Here is a 20,819-nt window from a genome sequence, read left to right as displayed (position 1 = left end):
CTCCGGTCGACCGGTCGGGCCCGGAGGCGGTACGCGGTGCGCCCGGGCTCCCCGGGCCGGGCGGACTGCATACGAAGGCATATGCCAACCGCATGTGCGCTTCCGGCCTGGGGTGCGTGGGACGCTATCGAGGGGCCGGAATCGGTCAGACAAAGATCTGAAAAGCTGCCCGCGAGGCCCGGGTGATGTGTTCGAATGCTCCGGTCGTCTGCCCAGCGAACAACAGACAGATGACAACAGACAGATAACAGAGTTTGAAATCTGTCATCTGTCCGCTGTCTGTTGTTCGCTGTTCGTTGTTCGCTGAACCCCGTCAGCCGTCAGCCGTCAGCTGTCAGCCGTCACCCGGATCCGCATCGGGCTCGCCGCCCGCAGCGTGATCCCCTGGGCGAGCGCCACCCTCCGGTCCACCGCCTCCACCTCGAAGTCCCGCAGCAGCACCCCCAGCGCCAGCACCGCCTCCAGCATCGAGAAGTGCTGCCCGATGCAGGCCCGCGGCCCGCCCCCGAACGGGAACCAGGCGTAGCGGTGCCGGGCCCGCTCCGCCTCCGGCAGGAACCGGTCCGGGTCGAAGCGCTCCGGATCCTCCCAGTGGTCCGGGTGCCGGTGGGTGACCAGCGGTGCGACGACGACCTGTGCCCCCGCCGGGATCACGTACCCGTCGATGACGGTCTCCTCGACCGCCCGCCGCCCGCCCAGGGCCGCCGACGGATAGAGCCGCATCGCCTCCTTCAGCACCCGGGTGATGTACGGGAGCGCGTCCAGGTCCGCCGCCGTCGGCGCGCGCCCGGCCAGGACGGTCCGCGCCTCCTCGCGGGCGAGCCGCCGCTGCTCGGGGTGCTTGGCCAGCAGGTGCAGCGCGAAGGCCAGCGCGGTGGCCGTGGTCTCGTGCCCGGCGAGCAGGAACACCAGGACCTGGTCCCGGAGTTCGGCCGGGTCCAGCCGCTCGCCGTGGTCGTCGCGGGCCCGGCCGAGCAGGGTGAGCAGGTCGTCCGCGCCCTCGTCTCCGCCGCCCCGCGCGGCCCGTTCGGCGATGATCCGGTCGCAGACCCCGTACAGCGCCCGCTGGGCCTCGGCACCGCGCCGGTTGGCCGGCGTCGGCCAGGTGCGCGGGAGGCGGACCGGGGCGTAGCCGCGCTCCTTCACGTACTCGCCGAGCACCGGGAAGCTGCGGTGGACCACCGCTATCGCCTCCTCCACGTCGGCGCCGAAGAGGATGCGCGCGACCGCCCGCAGCGCGAACCGGGACGTCTCGTCCGCCGCGTCCACCACCCCGCCGGGCACCGCCCGCCACCGCTCGGCGAGCGACTGCGCCTCCTGCGCGAGCGCGTCCGCGTAGCCGTCCACCCGGCGCCGGGTGAACAGCGGCTGCACCATCCGGCGTTGGCGCTGGTACTCGGCGTCCTGGCTGGTCAGCAGCCCGTTGCCGACGCTGCTCCGGAGCTCGTCGTAGAACGGGTCCTCCTTGCGGAAGTTGGCCGCCTCGCCCGCCAGCACCTGGCGGACGCCCTCCGGCGAGAACACCCCGTAGAAGTCGGCCCGCAGCCCGGGCGGCCCGGCCTGGAAGCGCACCACGTCGCCGTGGTCGCGGCGGGCCGCGAGGTAGCTGCGCAGCGGGCGGCGGGTGAGGTCGAACAGCGATCCGACCAGCGGGTTCCCGGCCGGCACGGGTATCGCGGAGGTGGGGGCGGGCACGAGGCCGGGGTCGGGAACGGGGAGGACTTCGGTGGCCATCGGCACTCCTTCTGTACGGGGACTCGCCCGCCGCCTCTACCGACGGGCGGTCAGCACCGAGAGGAGCCGCACCCGGACCGGTCGGCCGGGCCGACCTGCCCGGCCACCGGATCCGGGCCCGTCTCACTCGTACTCGGTGCCCCCCTTGCGGGTCAGGTAAGCCTCGCCGACCACCTTGGCGATCGCCCGCCCGCCGAGCACCGGGCTCCAGCGCTCGGTGACCGGCCGCACCACCACGCCCTCGCGCAGGTGCAGTTCACGCCCGGAGACGGTCTCCCGGCCCCGCGCGAACCCCAGCACGGTCTCCGGATCGAACGGTCCGCGCCACAGCTCGGGCACCAACGGCAGTTCCCCGTCCAGCAGTTCGGCTGCCGAAAGCCAGTTCAGCTGCCCGTCCACAAGGGCCGACACGTCGAACGCGGCGTATCCGGGCCGCTCGGTGCGCGCCGAGGCGCCGTAGCCCAGGTCCTGCACGCCCTCGCCGAAGACCTCGCCGAAGATGCCGACCCGCCCGGCCCCGAGGCGCTCCGCCAGCCGGGCCGCCACCGCCGGGATGTCGTACGCGCGCACCGCCCGCCAGTAGAGGTTGCGCGCGTCCTCGGCCAGCGCCAGCCCCTGCGCACCGATGCCCTTGGACGACACCCGCACCTCGCCGGTGGCGGCGGTGTACGTGACCAGGCAGCAGCTGCCGTGCAGCTTCTCGGTCAGCACGACCGGCTCGCCCGGCGCGAAGGCCTCGGGGTAGCGCTTGAGGTTCTCGATGTCCACCCAGGGCAGCAGGTCCGGCGCGCTGACCACGTCACCGCTCATCGACATCGGCACCGGCGGCTGCCACTTGACGACCCCGAGCACCTCGGCGAAGTCCTCACCGCGCTCGGCCGCGGCGGCCAGGTCGGTGCCGGCGAGCGCGGCGGGCCGGCAGACGACACCCTGAGAGAGCTCGCCGCGCAGCCGTACCGCCTTCACCCGGTTCGCCCGCGCGCCGGCCAGCTTGCCGGTCAGGCCCAGCTCCTCGATCAACTCATCCGGGAGGACGGACTGTTCGGGGATGTAGACGGCGTGGTCCCCGGTCCGGTACGCGCCTTTCGCGACCACCGCCCGGTAGAGGCCGACCTGGGCGAGCTCCAGGGCATCGGCGTTCGGGTGCTCCAGGATGACCAGCTTCTCGGCGGTGACGCGCAGCGTGGACATGGACGGACTCCTCCCCTTGGTTCGGCCCCGGCCGTGTGTCCGACCGGCCCGGCCGTCTGTACGGACGGCGACCACTCTCGCCGTTCGACCACCCACGGCGCGACGCAATTACCGCGCGCCCCTCGCCAGCGCCCCCACCGGCCCACCGTCCCCACCAGCCTGACCGCCTCACCGCCCTCACCGCGCCCCGCGAGTCCCGGTTGAGCCATCCCACAGCAGCCCCGAGACCCCTGCGGCCCCCAGCTGTGCGAACCGACAGGGGATTTATCGCTCGCATTTGCGGCACTATGATCGCCGTAATGGCCGCACCTGCGGCTCGTCCCTCGCGCCCCTCCCGGCGCGCACCCTGGAGGGGAAGCACCGATGAGCACCCGTACGCCCACCGCCCGCAGGCTCGCCGTCGCCACCGCCGCGGTCCTCGTCCTCGGGCTCGGAGTCAGCGCCTGCGGCAGCGACGGCGGCAAGTCCTCCGGTTCCTCGGCCTCTTCGAGCACCTCCGCGAACGCCTCCGCCGCGGGCAGCAGCGTCCCGAAGGCCTCCGGCACCATCACCGTCTTCGCCGCCGCCTCGCTCAAGGAGACCTTCACCGAGCTCGGCAAGAAGTTCGAGGCCGCCAACCCGGGCGCCAAGGTCACCTTCAACTTCGGCGGCAGCTCCAGCCTCGCCACCAGCATCAACTCCGGTGCCCCGGCGGACGTGTTCGCCGCCGCCAGCCCGGCCACCATGAAGACCGTGACGGACGCGGGCGGTGCCAGCGGGCAGCCGACGACCTTCGTCCGGAACACCCTCACCATCGCCGTCCCCAAGGGCAACCCCAAGCACATCGCGGGCCTCAAGGACCTCACCGCCTCCGGCGTGAAGGTCGCGCTGTGCGCGAAGGAGGTGCCGTGCGGCGCCGCCGCCCAGACCGCGCTCAAGGCGGCGGGCGTCGACCTCACCCCGGTCACCCTGGAGCAGGACGTCAAGGGCGCGCTCACCAAGGTCGAACTCGGCGAGGTCGACGCGTCCCTGGTGTACCGGACCGATGTGCAGGCCGATGCTGCGAAGATCGACGGCGTGGACTTCCCCGAGGCCGACAAGGCCGTGAACGACTACCCGATCGCCGCGCTCGCCAAGGCGCCGAACAAGGACGGCGCCGCGGCCTTCGTCGCGTACGTCCAGTCGCCCGAGGCCAAGCAGGTGCTGACCGCGGCGGGCTTCCAGGCACCGTGAGCGAGCGCACCACCGGCCCCGGGGACGGCTCCGGACGCGACTCCGGTCGGAACCGCACCGTCGGCGGCGGCGCGGCGGAAGCCGAGAAGGCCCTGCCGCGCCGCGACCCACGAAAGCGCGACCCACGAAGTCGCGCCCCGCGAAACCGACGCCCGCGGACGCACCGCGCCCCGGTCGCCCTGCTGCTCCCGGCGCTGCTCGGGTTGGCGTTCCTGGTCCTGCCGCTGGTCGGCCTGCTGATCCGGGCGCCCTGGAGCGACCTGTCCGAGCAGCTCACCAGCACCGCCGTCTGGGACGCGCTGCGCCTGTCGCTGATCAGCGCGACCGCGGCCACCGCCGTGTCGCTGGTCCTGGGCGTCCCGCTGGCCTGGCTGCTCGCCCGCACCGAGCTGCCGGGCCGGCGGGTGATCCGGGCGCTGGTCACCCTGCCGCTGGTGCTGCCGCCGGTGGTCGGCGGTGTGGCGCTGCTGCTGGTGCTCGGGCGGCGCGGCATCGTCGGCTCCTGGCTGGACTCGGCCTTCGGCATCACGCTGCCGTTCACCACCACCGGGGTCGTGATCGCCGAGGCGTTCGTGGCGATGCCGTTCCTGGTGATCAGCGTCGAGGGCGCGCTGCGGGCCGCCGACCCCCGCTACGAGGAGGCCGCCGCGACCCTGGGCGCCTCGCGACTGACCGCGTTCCGGCGGGTCACCCTGCCGCTGATCGCGCCGGGGATCGCCGCCGGGGCCGTCCTGGCCTGGGCCCGGGCGCTCGGCGAGTTCGGTGCGACGATCACCTTCGCGGGCAACTTCCCGGGCCGCACCCAGACCATGCCGCTGGCCGTCTACCTGGCCATGGAGTCGGACCCGCAGGCGGCGATCGCGCTGTCGCTGGTGCTGCTGGTGGTCTCCGTCGCCGTCCTGGTCGGCCTGCGCGACCGCTGGCTGTCGACGCCGTGACCCCGCCCGCCCGCGCCGTCCCGACCGCACGCGCCATCCCGACCGCACGCGCCCTCCCCTCCCCACCTCCCATCCCGGACACGCTGAACGCAGCAGACGCACTGGACACCTGGACGCCGCCCCGATGAGCACCGAAAGCCGCCCCGGCCCCGCCCTGGACGCCCGCCTGCGGGTCGAGCGCGCCGCGTTCGCCCTCGACCTCGCGCTGACCGCCGCCCCCGGCGAGGTGGTGGCACTGCTCGGCCCCAACGGCGCCGGGAAGTCCACCGCCCTGCGCGCCCTCGCCGGGCTGCTCCCGCTCACCGGCGGCCACCTGCGCCTGGACGGCCGCCTCCTGGAGGACCCGGCGCAGCGCGTGCACACCCCGGCCGAGGAGCGGCCGGTCGGCGTGGTGTTCCAGGACTACCTGCTGTTCCCCCACCTGAGCGCGCTCGACAACGTCGCCTTCGGCCCGCGCTGCCAGGGCCGCCCCAAGCGGGAGGCGCGGGCCGAGGCGGCCGACTGGCTGGAGCGGATGGGCCTGGCCGACCACGCCACGGTCCGCCCCGGCCGGCTCTCCGGCGGCCAGGCCCAGCGGGTGGCGCTCGCCCGAGCCCTCGCCGTACGCCCCCGGCTGCTCCTGCTGGACGAGCCGCTGGCCGCCCTGGACGCCCGCACCCGGCTCGACGTACGCGCCCAACTGCGGCGCCATCTGGCGGAGTTCGAGGCGGTGGCGGTGCTGGTGACGCACGACCCGCTGGACGCCATGGTGCTGGCCGACCGACTGGTGGTGATCGAGGACGGGCACGAGGTGCAGTCCGGCAGCCCGGCGGAGGTCGCCCGGCGCCCGCGCACCGACTACATCGCCCGGCTGGTCGGACTGAACCTGTACCAGGGCCGGGCCGAGGGCTCCCGGGTCACGCTCCCGGACGGCACGGTGCTGGCCACCACCGAGGAGCTGGACGGTCCGGCCTTCGTCGCCTTCCCGCCCTCCGCCGTGACGCTGTACCGGGAGCGTCCGCGGACCAGCGCGCGCAACCTCTGGCAGGCCGAGGTCACCGGGCTCGACCTGCACGGTGACCAGGTCCGCGTCGAACTCGCCGGCGACCTGCCGATGGCCGCCGACCTGACCCCGGCCGCCGTCGCGGAGCTGGAGCTGGCGCCCGGCGTCGCGGTCTGGGCCTCGGTCAAGGCCGCCCAGACCCACGCCTACCCGGCCTGAGCGGCTCTTTTTGACGCATCGTCAGCTCGCGTCACTCTGAGGGCTCGACGAACCCCGACTCGTACGCCGCGATCACCGCCTGGGTGCGGTCCCGCGCCCCGAGCTTCGCCAGCACGCTGCTGACGTGCGTCTTCACCGTCTGCACGCCGAGGAACAGCCGCTCGGCGATCTCCCCGTTGCTCAGGCCCCGCGCGACCAGCCGCAGCACCTCCGCCTCGCGCCCGGTCAGCGCCGCCCGCTCCATGACCGCCCGGGCGGTCGGGTTGCCGTGCCCGGCCGCCAGCCGGCGGATCGCGGCCGGGAACAGCAGCGACTCGCCCGCCGCCACCAGCCGTACCGCGTGGGCGATCTCGGCCGGGCGGGTGCGCTTGAGCAGGAAGCCGTCGGCGCCCGCGCGCAACGCCTGGTAGACGTAGTCGTCGTTCTCGAAGGTGGTCACGACCAGGATCCTCGGCGGACGCTCCTCCGGTGCGCCGGGGCGCAGCAGCTCGCGGGTGGCCGCCAGGCCGTCCAGCACGGGCATCCGGACGTCCATCAGCACCACGTGCGGGCGCAGCGCGCGGGCCAGCGCGACCGCTTCCGCGCCGTCGGCCGCCTCGCCGACCACCCGCAGGTCCCCCTGCGCCTCCAGGACGGCCCGCAGGCCGGCCCGGACCAGTTCCTCGTCGTCGGCGAGCAGGATGTCCGTCATCCCCGCGGCTCCTCCGGCCGGGCCTCGCATCACAGGATCGTTCGTCACGAGCCCAAGCGTAGGGGCAGCCGGACGGTCAGCACCCACTCCCCTCCGCCCTCCTGCGACACCCCCGCCGCCGCCTCCCCGCCGAGCAGCGTGGCGCGCTCGCGGATGCCGCGCAGCCCCTTGCCGCCCTTGCGCGTCGCGCCCCGGCCCGCACCGCCCGCCGGAGGCCGTGCCGAGCCGGCCGGACCGGCAGGCCCGGCCGCGCCGACCGCCGAACGCCCGGCGCCGGGCAGTCGGTTGGCGCAGCGCAGCTCCAACTGCCCTTCCCGTACGGCGATCCGGATGTCGACCGGTTCGCCGGGCGCGTACTTGAGCGCGTTGGTGACACCCTCCTGGACGATCCGGTACGACTCGCGGGAGAGCACCCCTGGCAGTGTGCCGGGCGGCACCTCCATCCGTGCCTCCACCGGGCTGCCAGCCGCCCGGGCGGTGTCGAACAGCGCGGGCAGCTGGTCGATCCCGGGCTGTTCGGTGGCCACGCCGTTCGCCCCGGCCGGGGTCTCGCGCAGCAGCACGAGGGTGCGTTCGAGGTCCTCCATGGCCTGGCGGCCGGTCTCCTCGATGACTTCGAGCGCCTTGGCGACGAAGGCCGGGTCCCCGACCTCGCGCGCCGCGCCCGCCTGAAGGACCGTCACCGTCAGTGCGTGGCCGATCGAATCGTGCAGCTCCCGGGCCAACCGGTTGCGTTCCAGCAGGCGTTCGGCCCGCAGCTCCGCCTCCGCCAGCCGCTCGGTCGGAGACGGGCCCAGCAGCCGTACGGCCATGGCGAGTTGGAGGCGCCCGGCGAGGACCAGGAACCAGCCGAAACCGAGTACCAGCAGCGGGGCGAACGGGAGGTACCAGAGCACGTCCGGACCGGTCAGCCGGTCGTAGCACGCGACGGAGCCGAAGGAGAGCACGAACCCGGCCACCGAGCCGAGCGCGACCCGGCCGATCAGCCAACCCGCCGTCCGCCGCCGGTCGGCCCAGGTGCGGGAGGGCTCGGCGGCGATGTCCTCCTCACGGTCGGGCACCAGCAGCAGCCGCGCCTGCACCCCCTCCGCCCGCCGAGCCGCCGGGATGAGCGCGAGCGCCGCGAGTAGCACGCAGTCCACCAGTACGCTCGCCGTGAGGATCTCGCCGAGGCCCTTCCGGTACGTCCCCGGATAGATCATCAGCACCACGCCCGCGAAGATCCACCCCACCAACAGGTGCAGCAGCCGCGCGTACGTGACGCCGGCCGCCAGCGGCGCGACGAGCCTGGCCACCGCACTTCCCGGCGCGGATCCTCCGGACACCGCGCTCGCGCTCCTCAGCGCTGCGATCTTGGACATTGCGCCATCCTGCCAGGTCGCCCCCCGTCCCCGGATCCCGCGCCGGTCGCCCGCACCCTCCCTCCTGGGAGGGAGGCGGCTCCCCGCCCCGGCGGGATCCGCCGCACCGGCCCGCTCCGGTCCAATGGAGCCACCGACCGGGGCAGCGACAGCGGGCACCGGCGGAGACCACCGACGACGAGACGAGGGGAGCGGGCCGTGATCGAGATCCAGGGCCTGACCAAGGAGTACGACGGCCGGCGCGTCGTCGACGACCTGACCTTCGAGGTCCGACCCGGCGTGGTGACCGGCTTCCTCGGCCCGAACGGCGCCGGCAAGAGCACCACCATGCGCCTGGTCCTCGGCCTCGACCGGCCGACCGCCGGACACGCCCTGGTCGACGGCCGCCCGTACGCCGAACTCCCCGCCCCGCTGCGGACGGTGGGCGCACTGCTGGACGCCCAGGCGATGCACGGCGGCCGGACCGCGCACGGCCACCTGCGCTGGCTCACCGCGAGCAACGGGCTGCCGGCCCGCCGGGTCGACGAGGTTCTCGGCCAGGTCGGCCTGGCGGACGCGGCAGGACGGCGGATCCGGGGCTTCTCGCTCGGCATGCGCCAACGCCTCGGGGTGGCCGCCGCCCTGCTCGGCGACCCGCCGGTGCTGCTGCTGGACGAACCCGTCAACGGCCTGGACCCGGAAGGCATCCGCTGGATCCGCACCCTGCTGCGCGACCTGGCCGCCGAGGGCCGGGCGGTGCTGGTCTCCTCCCACCTGATGACCGAAATGGCGCTCACCGCCGACCACTTGGTGGTGATCGGGCGCGGCCGACTGCTCGCCGACGCCGCCACCTCCGAGTTCATCGACCGCCACGGCCGGACCCGGATCAGGGTCCGCGCCGTCGCCCCCGCCAAGCTCGCCGCCCTGCTCGGCGGCCCCGGCCACGACCACGGCCTCGACGCCACCGAAGTCGACGGCGGCGCCTGGGAGGTGAGCGGCGCCGAACCCGAGCGGATCGCCGCGCTCGCCGCCGCCAACGGGGTGGTGCTGTACGAGATCGCCGTCCAACAGGACTCGCTGGAGGAGGCGTTCATGCGGATGACCGCCGACAGCGTCGAGTACCGCGCGGAGGCCTCCGCATGAGCACACCGGTTGCCGGCTCCGCGCACGTCCTGCACGTCCTGCGCGCCGAACGGATCAAGCTCACCACCCTCCGCTCGCTCTGGATCACCCCGCTGCTCGCCCTGCTGCTGACCGCCGGGGTCACCACCGCCATCGGCGCGGCCATCGGCGGCAAGGACCACAGCATCACCGACGACCCGAGCGTCGGGGTCTTCTACGGGCTCAACTTCGGCCAGGCGGCCCTGGCCTGCTTCGGCATCCTGCTGATCGGGCAGGAGTTCAACACCCGCATGATCAACGTGTCGCTCACCGCCGTCCCGCGCCGCAACCGGCTGTACGGCGCCAAGTTGGCGCTCGGCGCGCTCGTCGGCCTCGCCGTCGGCGCCGTCGGCACGGCGGGTGCCTTCGCCGGCTACGCGGCCACTGCCCCGGGTGTCTGGGACGGGCCGGCCCTCCTGCGCAGCGCCGTCGCCGGCGTGCTCTACCAGGCGCTGCTGGTGGTGCTCTGCCTCGGAGCGACCGCGCTGCTGGGCAACCTCACCGCCGCCATGGGACTGCTGGTGCCGACCGTCTTCCTGCTCTCGCCACTGCTCGGCGGAGTGCCCGGGATCCGCCGGGTCGTCCAGTTCCTGCCCGACCGGGCCGGCCAGTACGCCCTGCGGTACGCCGACGACCCGCAGGTCGCGTACGGGCACTGGACCGGGCTGCTGATCATGGCGCTCTGGACGGCGCTGGCGGCGTACGGCGGCCTGCGCGCGCTGCGCCGCATCGGCGCCAAGTGACCTCGGACGAACGGGAAACGAGAGAAAACCATGAGCACGCTCGCCGGCGCCCTGCGCGCCGAACGCGTCAAGTTCACCACCCTGCCCTCGCAGTGGGCGGCCCCGCTGGTCGCCCTGGCACTGACCGTCGGCGTCACGGCCGCCGTCAGCGCCGCCTACGGGGCGAAGGACCACACGCCCGCCCCGGACCCGGCCAACGGGATCTTCTACGGGCTGCTCTTCGGCCACGTCGCGGTGGCCTGCCTCGGCATCCTGCTGATCGGGCAGGAGTTCAACACCCGCATGATCGGCACCTCGCTCACCGCCGTCCCCCGGCGCGGCCGACTGTACGGCGCCAAGCTCGCGCTCGGCGCCGGGCTGGGCCTGCTGCTCGGCCTGGCCTCGACGGCCGGCTCCTTCCTGGCCGTCGGCACCACCGTCGGCCTGGACCTCTCCACCCCGGGCCTGGCCCGCAGCTTCCTGGCCGGCGTGCTGTACCACCCGATGATGGTGCTGCTCTGCCTCGGACTGACCGCGATGCTGGGCAACTTCAGCGCCGCGCTCGGCCTACTGACCCCGATGGTGTTCCTGGGCACCACCTGGCTGGCCGCCATCCCCGGCGTCCGGGAACTCGGCCAGTTCCTGCCCGACCGGGCCGGCCTCTACGCGACGCGCACCCAGACCGAGCCAGGAATCCACTACGGCCACTGGACCGGGCTGCTGATCATGGCGCTCTGGACGGCCCTGGCGGCCTACGGCGGACTCCGGGCGATGCGGCGGTACCAGCACAGCTGACGGACGACAGCCGACAGCAAACGGCGAACAGATGACAGATTTCGAAATCTGTCATCTGTTCGCTGTCGCCTGTTAGCTGTTAGCCGTCGGCTGTCCACTGTCGCCTGTCAGCCCGTCACCGCAGCGCCGGGTGCTCCGCGATCACCGTGCAGCTGCCCGGCGCGATCTCGGTGAAGCCCGCGTCCTGGACCACCGGCAGCCCGCTGCGGACGAGCTCCTCCCACGCCTCCGGTGAGGCGGTCCGGACCGCGAGCGCGAAGCCGGCCTCGGCCCACTCCTTGCGCTGCGCCTCGTCCAGCCGCCACCACGCGAGCTGGGCGGCGTGCCCGGTCTGCGCCATCGTCTTGCCCGCGCTCATCTCCAGCTCGGGGTTGAGCCACAGCACCGGCAGCCCCGGCTCGGGCGCGCCGACCTCGGTCGTCTCCTCGAGGTCCGTCCCGGACACCTGGAGCTTGGCGAGTTCCTTCGGCCAGCCGTCCAGCGGGACCGGCGGGAACACCCGCACCTCGGCCTCCCGCCCGTGCACCGTGACGCCCGGCAGCTCGCCGGCCCGGCGCCACTCCCCGCCCCGGGCCCGCCGGACCACCTTGCGGATCCGGGCGTCCTCCCAGGCCTCGACCCGCTCCGCCCACTCGCCACCCGCCTCGGTCACCCGAGGGTCGGCGAGCAGGGTGAGCACCGCCCGCGCCGAGGTCTCCAGCGCGTCCGTCCGGCCCGGCGGAGTGGCCCGCTCCAGCCGGACGACCAGCGGCAGCACGTACTGCGGCCGCTCGTCGCGGTCCTCGCGCGACGGGGCGTCGCCGGGGTCGGCCACCGGAGCGGGGGCCGGGGTGAGGGGAGTCGGGGCGTCGGAAGGAGAAGTCACCCGTCCAGGATGCCAGCCCCGCCCCGACCGACTCGGCCCGCCCCGTCCGCCCCGGTGGTCACCCCGGCACTCGCGTCGGCACTCCCGCCGGTACTCGACCCGTCAGCGCCGGTAGCCGCGCTGCGGGTCCCGCTCCTCCGCGTCCTCGTACATCAGGAACCAGCCCTCCGGGTGGGTGGCCGCGAGCAGCATCTCGGTGCGCTGCTCCGCCGCCAGCTCCGGATCGCCCTCATCCGGCCCGTAGACCCCGAACAGCTCGTCCTGGCAGCCGTCCCAGTCGTAGTCGTACAGGTCGGCCGGGAGGTCGCCCATCATGTCCGCCACCGACTCGGGTTGCGCACCGAGCAGCGCCCGGGCGTCCACCAGGGCCATCCGCAGCGCGATGTCCTCGGCCAGGCAGCGCGGCAGCGGCCACTCGCCGAGCGCGAGGTCGTCGGCGAGGTCGTCGAAGGCCCGGGCCATCGCGCGGCGCCAGCCCCGGTGCATCCGCCAGGTGCGTTCGGGAAGCCGGGCGAAGACCGTCCAGTCCACGTCATCGCTGTCGGCGACCGCCTCGTCCCCGTGCTCGTCGAGGTCGTCGTACGCGGCGTCGGCCAGGCCGATCAGCTGGGCGTGGAGCAGGCAGGCCGTGCGCGGGGTGAGCGTCCAGTCCGCGCCCGCGCCGCCCTCCTCCTCATCGCCCTCCAGCGGGAACAGGTCGGCGAAGTCCGGTGTGAAGTCCTCCGTGACGCTGATCTCCAGCGTGCCGCCGATCGCCTCCACCCCGGGGATGGCGGCCACCAGCCGGTCCGGATGCAGCAGCGCGCCGAGCGCCGCGTTGGCGTCCTCGGCGACCTCGCGCAGCAGTTCGCGGCGCTGCCCGGCCGGGTCGACGCCCCCGAAGTCCAGCTCCTCGACGGCCCTGATCGCGGCCGCGCGCAGGGCCGGCCAGTCGGTGATCCGCAGGCCCAGCACCACCGTCGCCTCGATCTCCTGCGCGCCGGAGTCCTCCGCCGCGCCCGGCCCCTGTGGATGATCACTTCGCTCGCCCATGGGGCTAACGGTACGGCCTTTCGGTCGCCCGATCACCGGTCCGGACCAGCTTCCGGGAGCCTTCTCGGCCACCGCCCGGCCCCGCCGCTGTCACTCGGACGCAGGAGTTTGGCAGGATGAGCCGCATGGCTGACATCAACGAGTACGGCGGCGGGCAGGGCCCGAACGCCGACGTCCTGGTCGTGACCACCAACGACATCCCCGGTTACCGGGTCGACCACGTGATCGGCGAGGTCTTCGGGCTGACCGTCCGCAGCCGCCACGTCGGCAGCCAGATCGGTGCCGGTCTGAAGTCACTGGTCGGCGGCGAGCTGCGCGGTCTGACGAAGACCCTGGTCGAGAGCCGCAACGAGGCGATGCAGCGGCTGATCGAGCAGACCAAGGCGCGCGGCGGCAACGCCGTCCTGATGATGCGCTTCGACGTCACGGAGGCGGCCGCCGTGGGTACCGAGGTCTGCGCCTACGGCACCGCCGCGGTCATCTCCCCGGTCTCCTGACGTTCCTCTCGTGACATTCCTCTCCTGACCGGGGAACACCCGCCGACCCCCCGATGTTTCTCGGGCGTGACTGTTTACGGTGCAACGAACAGCGTTCCGGAACGGGTGGACGTCCTGGTGGTGGGCGCCGGACAGGCAGGTCTGTCTGCCGCCTACCACCTGCACCGCCGCGGCTTCGCCCGTCACCGGACGGGCGTCGACGGCGGCTTCGTCGTCCTCGACGCCAACGCCGTCCCCGGCGGTGCCTGGGCGTACCGCTCGCCGTCCCTGCGGATGGCCACCGTGCACGGCGTCCACGACCTCCCGGACGCCGAACTCCCGCCGCCGGACCCGGACGCCCCCGCGCGCGAGGTGGTGCCGGAGTACTTCGCGGCGTACGAGGCGCAGCACGCGCTCCCGGTCGTACGCCCGGTCGCGGTGCGCGCCGTACGCGCCGAGTCCGAGCGCCCGGACTCCCGGCTGCTGGTCGAGACCGACCGCGGCACCTGGTCCACCCGCGCGCTGATCAACGCCACCGGCACCTGGACCCGCCCGTTCCTCCCGCACTACCCGGGCCGCTTCGCGGGCCGCCAGCTGCACTACGCCGAGTACCGCGGCCCCGAGGAGTTCACGGGCAAGCGGGTGCTGGTGGTGGGCGGCGGCGCCTCGGCGGTCCAGGTGCTGTCGGAGGTCGCCGCGGTCGGCGAGACGGTGTGGGTCACCCGCTCCGAGCCCGTCTACCACGACGCGCCGTTCACCCCCGAGTACGGGCGCGCGGTGGTCGCCAGGGTCGAGGAGCGGGTCCGGCAGGGGCTTCCGCCGCGCAGTGTGGTGAGCGTGACCGGGCTCGGCCCGTCCGTCGCCTACCGGCGCGCCGAGGAGCTGGGCGCGCTGCACCGCCGACCGATGTTCGACCGCCTGACCGAGCACGGGGTCGCCTGGGGCGACGAGGAGCTGACCGTGGACGCGATCGTCTGGGCGACCGGCTTCCGGCCCGAGGTCGGGCACCTCGCTCCGCTCGGGCTTCGCTCCCCCGGCGGCGGCATCGCGCTCACCGGCACCCGGGCCACCGCCGACCCCCGCGTCCACCTGGTCGGCTACGGCCCGTCCGCCAGCACCGTCGGCGCCAACCGGGCCGGGCGGGCGGCCGTCAACGACCTCGTCAAGCTGCTCGGGGACCCGGCGCCCGGGCGGCCGACGATCGCCGGCCCGACGGTCGCGAGCCCGACTATCTCTGGCCCGAGGGTCGGGAGCCCGACGCCCGGTGACCCGGTCATGGAGCCCGCCACCATCTGAGGCCCGGCGATCGTGGTCCGGTCGGCGGTGGTGGTCCGCTCAGCGGTCGTAGTCCACGGTCACCCGGTCGGTGAGCGGCCGGGCCTGGCAGGTGAGGACGTAGCCGGCGGCCAGCTCCTTCTCCTCCAGCGCGAAGTTGCGGCGCATCTCCACCTCGCCCTCGGTAACCAGGGCGCGGCAGGTGCCGCACACGCCGCCCTTGCAGGCGAACGGCAGGTCGGGGCGGGAGCGCTGGGCGCCGTCCAGGATCGAGCGGTCGCGCGGGAGGCAGAGCGTGCTGCCGCGGCCGTCGAGGACGACCGTGACCTCGCTCCGCGGGCCCGACACGCCGTCGGCGGAGCCGCCGGACGAGGCGTCCGTCCGGTCCCAGTCCTCGTCGCGCTCCGGGAGCGGCTCGTCCTCGGCGTGGAACAGCTCCTGGTGCACCCGCTCGCCCGGCACCTCCAGCTCGGCGAGCAGGTCCTTCGCGCCCACGACCATGCCGAACGGGCCGCACAGCCACCAGTGCCCGACGCTCCCGACGTCCACCAGCGCCGCCAGCAGCGCGCGTACCCGCTCCGGGTCCAGTCGGCCGCTGAGCAGTTCGGCGTCCCTGGTCTCCCGGGAGAGCACGTGGACCAGCTGGAAGCGGTCGAGGTAGCGGTCCTTCAGGTCGGCCAGCTCGTCCGCGAACATCACGCTGTCACTGCGCCGGTTGCCGTAGAGCAGGGTGACGGTGGAGCTGCGGTCGGCCGCGAGCACGGAGCCGGCGATCGACAGCATCGGGGTGATCCCGGAGCCGGCCGCGAGCAGCACGTGGTCGGCCGGGACGCCGAGCTCGGGGGTGAACAGGCCGGACGGCGTCAGCACCTCCACCTCCTCGCCCGGCTTCGCCTCGCGCACCAGCCAGCGTGAGAACAGCCCGCCGGGCACCTCCCGGACGGCGATCCGCAGCGGCCCGCCGACCGGGGCGCAGATCGAGTACGAGCGGCGCTCGTCGGTGCCGTCCACCAGCTTGCGCAAGGTCAGGGTCTGCCCGGGGCGGAAGGCGTACTCCTCCGCCAGCCCGACCGGCACCGCGAAGGTCACCGCGACGGCGTCCTCGCAGAGCCGCTCGACCCGGTCGATCCGCAGCCGGTGGAAGGTCGGGCGGCGAGCGGGGCGGATGCCGGTCCCCTCGGCGTCGGGGGCGGACCCGGCGGCGGAGGACGCGGGAGCGGCGGAGGAAGCGGCGGGCATTCAGATCTCCTTGACGCGTTCGAACGGCTCGCGGCAGGCCCGGCAGCGCCAGAGCGCCTTGCAGGCGGTGGAACCGAAGCGGGACAGTTCCTCCGTGTCGGCGTCGCCGCAGCGCGGGCACGGCACGGGGGGCGCGGCGGCGGTCGTCGGCGCGGCCACGGTGGTGGGCGCGGTCGCGGTTCCGGTGCGGGTGGTACCGAGGGTGAGCGCCACCGGTCCGGCCGCGGCGACGGCGGCGGTCGGGCGCGGCGGAGCGATGCCCGCCTCGGCGAGCTTGCGACGGCCCTCGGCGGTGATCAGGTCGGTGGACCACGGCGGGTCCAACCGCAGCCGCACCCGGACGTCCGGGTACCCGGCCGCGCGCAGCCGACGGTCCACGTCGGCGGCCATCTCGGCGACGGCGGGGCAGCCCGAGTAGGTCGGGGTCAGCCACGCGGTCACCGTGCCGCTGCCGCCGTCCACCCCGACCTCGGCGAGGACGCCCAGGTCGGCCAGGGTGAGCATGGGCAGCTCCGGGTCCGGCACGGCCGCGGCGACGGCCCAGGCCAGCTCGCGGGCCGTCGGGTCCGCAGTGCCCGTCCCGACCGTCGCGACCGTCCCGCCCGTCGGCTCCGCGGTGCCCGTCGGCCCCGGGCCCGTCACGACGTCGCCGGTCACCACGTCGCCCCCGGGTGGGCGCGGGCCAGCACCTGGAACTCGGCGAGCAGCGGGCCGAGCGCCTCGGTGTGCACACCGTCCCGGCCGGCCAGGCCGAGGACGGTGGCCAGCGGCGGTACGTCCGGCACGGTCAGCCCGGCCTCGGCGAGGACGGCGCCGAGCGAGCGCAGCACCGGTTCGCGCAGCGCCGCCGGGTCGACGCCCGCCCGCAGCTCCACCGGGTGCGCCGTGAACAGCTCCTCCAGCAGCGGCCAGACCGCGTCCACCCCGGCCTGCATCCGCCCGGCGGAGTACGGCGTGCCGTCGCCCAGGCGCAGGGTCCAGGCGGTGGCGTACTCCCGGTGGTAGGCCAGCTCCTTGACGCCCCGGGCGGCGACCGCGGCCAGCACCGGGTCGGGGTGCGCGCTCAGCGCCTCGTACAGGGCGCCGCGCGCGGTGGCGAACAGCAGCAGCCGGGCGATCGAGTAGGCGAAGTCGCCGTTCGGGGCCTCCACCAGGCGGACGTTGCGGAACTCGTGCTCCTCCCGCCAGTACGCCAGGTCGTCCTCGGTGCGGCCGGTACCGTCCGCCTGACCGGCCCGGGTGAGCAGCAGGCGGGCCTGGCCGAGCAGGTCGAGGCCCAGGTTGGCCAGCGCGACCTCCTCCTCCAGCTCGGGCGCCCGGGTGCACCACTCGATCAGCCGCTGCGCGAGGACCAGGGCGTCGTCGCCCAGCATCTGGCAGTAGGCGGCGAGGTCGGCGCCGTCCAGACCGGGGGGCAGCGCGGTGTCCACGCCGAGCAGGGGATCGGCGAAGCCCGTCCCGTACGCCCAGCGGCCCTCGCCCTCGGGGCCGGGGGCGGCGTCGGCGAGGCTGAGGTAGACGTGGTCGTCCTGGCCGGTGTTGGCGGTGGAGGTGGTGGAGGTGGTGTGGTCGTGCACGGTGGCTCCCCCGTCAGATGTGCGGGACATCCTCGGGGATGTCGTAGAAGGTCGGGTGGCGGTAGACCTTGTCGCCGCTGGGCTCGAAGAACGGGTCACGCTCGTCCGGGGTGGAGGCGGTGATCGCGTCCGAGCGGACCACCCAGAGGCTCACGCCCTCATTGCGGCGGGTGTAGAGGTCGCGGGCGGCGAGCAGGGCCATTCGGTCGTCGGCGGCGCGCAGCGAGCCGACGTGGACGTGGTTCAGCCCGCGCCGGGGACGCACGAACACCTCGTACAGCGGCCAGCCGGCTTTGGAACCGGCCTCGGGCCCGGCCTCGGACCCGGACGGGGAGCCAAGCTGGGGGTCGGTCACTTTCCGTTCTCCTGTTCGGTCACATTGGTGGCTTCGGAGGCTTCGGTGGCTTCCGTGGGCCCGGCGGCCTCGGCTGCGCGCTTGGCCGCGTAGGCGACGGCCGCCTCGCGCACCCAGGCACCGTCCTCGTGGGCGGTGCGGCGGCGTTCGACCCGCTGGGCGTTGCAGGGGCCCTGGCCGTGGATGACCCTGGTCAGCTCGGACCAGTCCGGCTCGCCGAAGTCCCAGCCGCCGCGCTCCTCGTTCCAGCGCAGCTCGGGGTCCGGGAGGGTGACGCCCAGGTGCTCGGCCTGCGGGACGGTCATGTCGACGAAGCGCCGGCGCAGCTCGTCGTTGCTGTGCCGCTTGATCCGCCAGGCCATCGAGCGGGCGCTGTTCGGCGAGTCGGCGTCCGAGGGGCCGAACATCATCAGCGACGGCCACCACCAGCGGTCCACCGCGTCCTGGACCATCCGGCGCTGGGCCTCGGTGCCGCGCATCAGCGTCATCAGGAGCTCGTAGCCCTGGCGCTGGTGGAAGGACTCCTCCTTGCAGATCCGCACCATCGCGCGGGCGTACGGACCGTAGCTGCAGCGGCAGAGCGGGACCTGGTTGCAGATCGCGGCGCCGTCCACCAGCCAGCCGATCACGCCGACGTCGGCGAAGGTGAGAGTCGGGTAGTTGAAGATCGAGGAGTACTTCTGGCGGCCGGAGATCAGCTTCTCGGTGAGCTCGGCGCGGTCGACGCCCAGGGTCTCGGCGGCGGCGTAGAGGTAGAGGCCGTGGCCGGCCTCGTCCTGCGCCTTGGCGAGCAGGATGGCCTTGCGGCGCAGGGACGGGGCCCGGGTCAGCCAGTTGCCCTCGGGCTGCATGCCGATGATCTCGGAGTGGGCGTGCTGGGCGATCTGGCGGATCAGGGTGGCCCGGTAGGCGTCGGGCATCCAGTCCCTGGGCTCGATCCGCTGCTCGGCGGCGACGACCGCCTCGAACCGGTCCTCCAGCGTCTGCGCGGGGACCGTCTCGGCCACCTCTGCTGTCACCACAGTCCCCTCTCGTGTCCTGCCCGGCGGCCGCCTGGAGCACCGACCAACCGACTGACCGTTCGGTCGGTACCATTCTGCGCGGAGGGGCGGAGGGATGGCAAGGTGCGCAACAGATAACAGCTGACAGATTCTGAAATCTGTCAGCTGTTATCCGTCGGCTGTCTTCTGTTCTCTGTTCGCTGCTCTACGTTCGCTGCTCTACGTCCGCTGTCCGCTGTCCGCCGTTCTACGTTCGCCGCCGCCGACTGCCGGGGGCCGGCGACCGACTCCCGGCCGTCAGCAGCTCACCGCCGGCTCAGCCCTCCGCGCGGTCGCGCAGTCGCGGCAGCGGCACCGCGAGCAGCGCCGCCAGCAGGGCGATCCGGGGAGCGATCTGGTCGACCCGGATGTGCTCGTGCCGGGCGTGGGCCCCGGCGCCCACCGCGCCGAAGCCGTCCAGGGTCGGAAGCCCGCGCGAGCCCGGCAGGTTGGTGTCCCCCGCCCCGCCCGCCGGAGCGCCATCCAACTGCTGCCCGAGCACCGCGGCGAGCGAACGCACGTGCCGCAACAGCGGGTTGCCGGTCCGCTCGGGCCAGGCCGGACGGCTGGACAGCACCTCCGTACGCACCCGGGCGCCCGGACGCAGCGCGGTGAGCCGGGCGAGGTTGTCCAGCGTACGGCGCTGCGCCTCGACGGTGGCAAAGCGCAGCCCCAGCTCGGCCTCGGCCCGGCCGGCGACCACGTTGGCGCGCGAACCACCGCTGATCCGACCGGCGTTGAGCTCGGTGCCGGGCTGACCGGCAAGGTCGCGCACCAGCACGAGCTGGTCCACCAGCTCGTCGACCGCGGACACCCCGTCGTGGGCGTCGTTGCCCGCGTGCGCCTCGCGGCCGGTCACAGTGAGCCGCACCCGGGTGCTGCCGCGCCGCGCGGTCTTCAACCGACCGTCGGGGTGCGGCGGTTCGAGACCCAGGACCGCGGCGGCTCCGCGCAGCTGGCGCTCGACCAGGCGGCGTCCGTCGGGGCTGCCCACCTCCTCGTCGGAGACCACGACCAGGCGGACGGTCCGGTGCGGGCGCTCACCCAGGTCCGCGAGCAGCGACAACGCCCCCTCCAGGATGGCGAGTCCGCCCTTCATGTCGACCACGCCGGGCCCGGTAAGTCGGCCGTCCTCCTCCGTCACCGGCCAGTCCGCGAGGGTGCCGACCGGCCACACGGTGTCGTGGTGCCCGACGATCAGCAGGTGCGGCAGGGACTCGTCCCGACCCTCCCACTCCAGTACGAGGTGGTCGCCGGCCGGTCCGGGTTCACGCCGGGCGGTGGCACCGGTGGCACAGAAGCCGGCCGCCAACTCCTCGGCGAGCGCGTCGAGTCTGGGGGCGTCCCCACTGGGCGACTCGATCCGCGCCAGGTCGACGCAGCGACGCCGGACGGCCCCGGCGAGGGTGCGGGCCCGGGTGCTGAGCGCCTGCGGCACACCGGGCAGCGCCGTGGTGACGGCGGCGGCCCCGTGGGAGGCGGTGGCGGCCGGGCCCGTCGCGGGCTTCGCGACGACGTTCTTCGCCACGACGTTCTTCGTCACAGGGCTCTTCGTCACGGGGCTCTTCGCCGCCGCGGCCTTCGCGACGACGGGTTTGGTGAGGGCGGATTTCGTGAGGGCAGACTTTGCGGCTGCGGTCGTGGTGACGGCCACCTTGGCCACGACGGTCTTCGCGGCACCGGACGCGGCCGCAGTGGCCTGGACCGAAGCGGCGGGAAGCGCAGGGGCCGAGACCGTAGTGCCCGGATCCGCAGCGGCAGTTGCGGTGCCGGCGGCGGTGCCGTTGGTGGTGGTAGCGGTGGCTGCGGCGGTAGCGGCGGCGGCGGTCGCAGTGGCCGTGGCGGCGGCAAGGGCCTCACCGTCGGTGGCGGCCGGGACGGCGACCGACGTCGGGGCGGGTTCCGCGGCGGCGCCCGGTGCGGCGGGCGACCCGACGATCTGGGGACTCAACGCTCGCCTCCGCGGCCGCCGCCG

At 74.2% G+C, this 20,819-nt stretch carries 20 protein-coding genes; 8 read left to right on the top strand and 12 right to left on the bottom strand.

What is annotated here, in order from left to right:
• Nucleotides 1-327 precede the first annotated feature (327 nt).
• Together ACFCY1_RS03825 and ACFCY1_RS03820 are read right to left on the bottom strand one after the other, a co-directional pair.
• Nucleotides 328-1,734 (bottom strand): cytochrome P450, encoded by a 1,407-nt coding sequence (locus tag ACFCY1_RS03825; RefSeq protein ID WP_375873388.1) that lies wholly within the window; start codon nucleotides 1,732-1,734, stop codon nucleotides 328-330.
• A 123-nt stretch (nucleotides 1,735-1,857) separates the two neighbouring features.
• Entirely contained in the window at nucleotides 1,858-2,925 is a 1,068-nt protein-coding gene (locus ACFCY1_RS03820) for an RNA ligase (ATP) (protein ID WP_375873387.1), read from the bottom strand.
• A 363-nt stretch (nucleotides 2,926-3,288) separates the two neighbouring features.
• Here ACFCY1_RS03820 and modA point away from each other — a divergent pair, with 363 nt between their 5' ends.
• The 3 genes from modA to ACFCY1_RS03805 all read left to right on the top strand — a co-directional run bounded on the left by modA (nucleotide 3,289) and on the right by ACFCY1_RS03805 (nucleotide 6,276).
• The gene (gene modA / locus ACFCY1_RS03815; protein ID WP_375873386.1) at nucleotides 3,289-4,137 is read left to right on the top strand and encodes a molybdate ABC transporter substrate-binding protein; all 849 of its coding nucleotides are present in this window, start codon (nucleotides 3,289-3,291) and stop codon (nucleotides 4,135-4,137) included.
• Nucleotides 4,138-4,316: 179 nt separating this feature from the next.
• Nucleotides 4,317-5,075, top strand: coding sequence for an ABC transporter permease (locus ACFCY1_RS03810; RefSeq protein ID WP_234348224.1), 759 nt, complete (start codon nucleotides 4,317-4,319; stop codon nucleotides 5,073-5,075).
• A gap of 124 nt (nucleotides 5,076-5,199) precedes the next feature.
• The gene (locus tag ACFCY1_RS03805; RefSeq protein WP_375873385.1) at nucleotides 5,200-6,276 is read left to right on the top strand and encodes an ABC transporter ATP-binding protein; all 1,077 of its coding nucleotides are present in this window, start codon (nucleotides 5,200-5,202) and stop codon (nucleotides 6,274-6,276) included.
• Nucleotides 6,277-6,307: 31 nt separating this feature from the next.
• Here the strand turns inward: ACFCY1_RS03805 and ACFCY1_RS03800 are convergent, their stop codons facing one another.
• Nucleotides 6,308-6,967 carry a response regulator gene (locus ACFCY1_RS03800; protein ID WP_375873384.1) on the bottom strand — a complete coding sequence of 220 codons (660 nt, stop codon included), beginning with the start codon at nucleotides 6,965-6,967 and terminating at the stop codon, nucleotides 6,308-6,310.
• Nucleotides 6,968-7,011: 44 nt separating this feature from the next.
• On the bottom strand, nucleotides 7,012-8,328 hold the full coding sequence (locus tag ACFCY1_RS03795; RefSeq protein WP_375873383.1) for a sensor histidine kinase: 1,317 nt from the start codon (nucleotides 8,326-8,328) through the stop codon (nucleotides 7,012-7,014).
• Nucleotides 8,329-8,526: 198 nt separating this feature from the next.
• On the opposite strand from ACFCY1_RS03795, the gene ACFCY1_RS03790 reads away from it, so the two are divergent.
• The 3 genes from ACFCY1_RS03790 to ACFCY1_RS03780 are packed head-to-tail and all read left to right on the top strand — an operon-like array spanning nucleotide 8,527 to nucleotide 10,985.
• On the top strand, nucleotides 8,527-9,450 hold the full coding sequence (locus tag ACFCY1_RS03790; protein WP_049649727.1) for an ATP-binding cassette domain-containing protein: 924 nt from the start codon (nucleotides 8,527-8,529) through the stop codon (nucleotides 9,448-9,450).
• Nucleotides 9,447-10,211: a hypothetical protein gene (locus tag ACFCY1_RS03785; RefSeq protein WP_375873382.1), complete on the top strand. Its 765-nt coding sequence runs from the start codon at nucleotides 9,447-9,449 to the stop codon at nucleotides 10,209-10,211. The genes ACFCY1_RS03790 and ACFCY1_RS03785 overlap by 4 nt, the downstream gene beginning before the upstream one ends.
• A gap of 30 nt (nucleotides 10,212-10,241) precedes the next feature.
• Complete coding sequence (locus ACFCY1_RS03780) at nucleotides 10,242-10,985, top strand: hypothetical protein (RefSeq protein WP_375873381.1); 744 nt, start codon at nucleotides 10,242-10,244, stop codon at nucleotides 10,983-10,985.
• Between the two features lie 115 nt (nucleotides 10,986-11,100).
• On the opposite strand, the gene ACFCY1_RS03775 is transcribed toward ACFCY1_RS03780, so the two are convergent.
• Together ACFCY1_RS03775 and ACFCY1_RS03770 are read right to left on the bottom strand one after the other, a co-directional pair.
• Complete coding sequence (locus ACFCY1_RS03775) at nucleotides 11,101-11,799, bottom strand: peptidyl-tRNA hydrolase (RefSeq protein WP_375873497.1); 699 nt, start codon at nucleotides 11,797-11,799, stop codon at nucleotides 11,101-11,103.
• Between the two features lie 153 nt (nucleotides 11,800-11,952).
• Nucleotides 11,953-12,882, bottom strand: a complete 930-nt coding sequence (locus tag ACFCY1_RS03770; RefSeq protein WP_143204631.1) for a hypothetical protein — start codon at nucleotides 12,880-12,882, stop codon at nucleotides 11,953-11,955.
• A gap of 125 nt (nucleotides 12,883-13,007) precedes the next feature.
• On the opposite strand from ACFCY1_RS03770, the gene ACFCY1_RS03765 reads away from it, so the two are divergent.
• The gene (locus ACFCY1_RS03765; protein ID WP_049649739.1) at nucleotides 13,008-13,379 is read left to right on the top strand and encodes a YbjQ family protein; all 372 of its coding nucleotides are present in this window, start codon (nucleotides 13,008-13,010) and stop codon (nucleotides 13,377-13,379) included.
• A gap of 66 nt (nucleotides 13,380-13,445) precedes the next feature.
• Nucleotides 13,446-14,654, top strand: coding sequence for an NAD(P)-binding domain-containing protein (locus ACFCY1_RS03760; protein WP_375873380.1), 1,209 nt, complete (start codon nucleotides 13,446-13,448; stop codon nucleotides 14,652-14,654).
• 39 nt (nucleotides 14,655-14,693) lie between these two features.
• Here ACFCY1_RS03760 and paaE read toward each other — a convergent pair whose 3' ends face one another.
• From paaE to ACFCY1_RS03730, 6 genes are all read right to left on the bottom strand, one after another.
• The gene (paaE, locus tag ACFCY1_RS03755) at nucleotides 14,694-15,872 is read right to left on the bottom strand and encodes a 1,2-phenylacetyl-CoA epoxidase subunit PaaE (protein ID WP_375873379.1); all 1,179 of its coding nucleotides are present in this window, start codon (nucleotides 15,870-15,872) and stop codon (nucleotides 14,694-14,696) included.
• Nucleotides 15,873-16,421: a 1,2-phenylacetyl-CoA epoxidase subunit PaaD gene (gene paaD / locus ACFCY1_RS03750; RefSeq protein ID WP_375873496.1), complete on the bottom strand. Its 549-nt coding sequence runs from the start codon at nucleotides 16,419-16,421 to the stop codon at nucleotides 15,873-15,875. It lies immediately after the preceding gene.
• Nucleotides 16,422-16,525: 104 nt separating this feature from the next.
• Entirely contained in the window at nucleotides 16,526-17,449 is a 924-nt protein-coding gene (gene paaC / locus ACFCY1_RS03745; protein ID WP_375873378.1) for a 1,2-phenylacetyl-CoA epoxidase subunit PaaC, read from the bottom strand.
• A 13-nt stretch (nucleotides 17,450-17,462) separates the two neighbouring features.
• Complete coding sequence (gene paaB, locus ACFCY1_RS03740) at nucleotides 17,463-17,804, bottom strand: 1,2-phenylacetyl-CoA epoxidase subunit PaaB (protein ID WP_375873377.1); 342 nt, start codon at nucleotides 17,802-17,804, stop codon at nucleotides 17,463-17,465.
• Nucleotides 17,801-18,811: a 1,2-phenylacetyl-CoA epoxidase subunit PaaA gene (gene paaA, locus ACFCY1_RS03735; protein ID WP_375873495.1), complete on the bottom strand. Its 1,011-nt coding sequence runs from the start codon at nucleotides 18,809-18,811 to the stop codon at nucleotides 17,801-17,803. Before paaA ends, paaB begins: the two co-directional genes overlap by 4 nt.
• Nucleotides 18,812-19,121: 310 nt before the next feature.
• A complete protein-coding gene (locus tag ACFCY1_RS03730) occupies nucleotides 19,122-20,402 on the bottom strand; it encodes a M20 family metallopeptidase (RefSeq protein ID WP_375873376.1) in 1,281 nt (426 codons plus the stop codon).
• Nucleotides 20,403-20,819 lie beyond the last annotated feature (417 nt).

Source organism: Kitasatospora sp. NPDC056273, from assembly GCF_042268845.1.
Classification (GTDB): domain Bacteria; phylum Actinomycetota; class Actinomycetes; order Streptomycetales; family Streptomycetaceae; genus Kitasatospora.
This window is presented reverse-complemented; position numbering and strand designations above follow the sequence as displayed.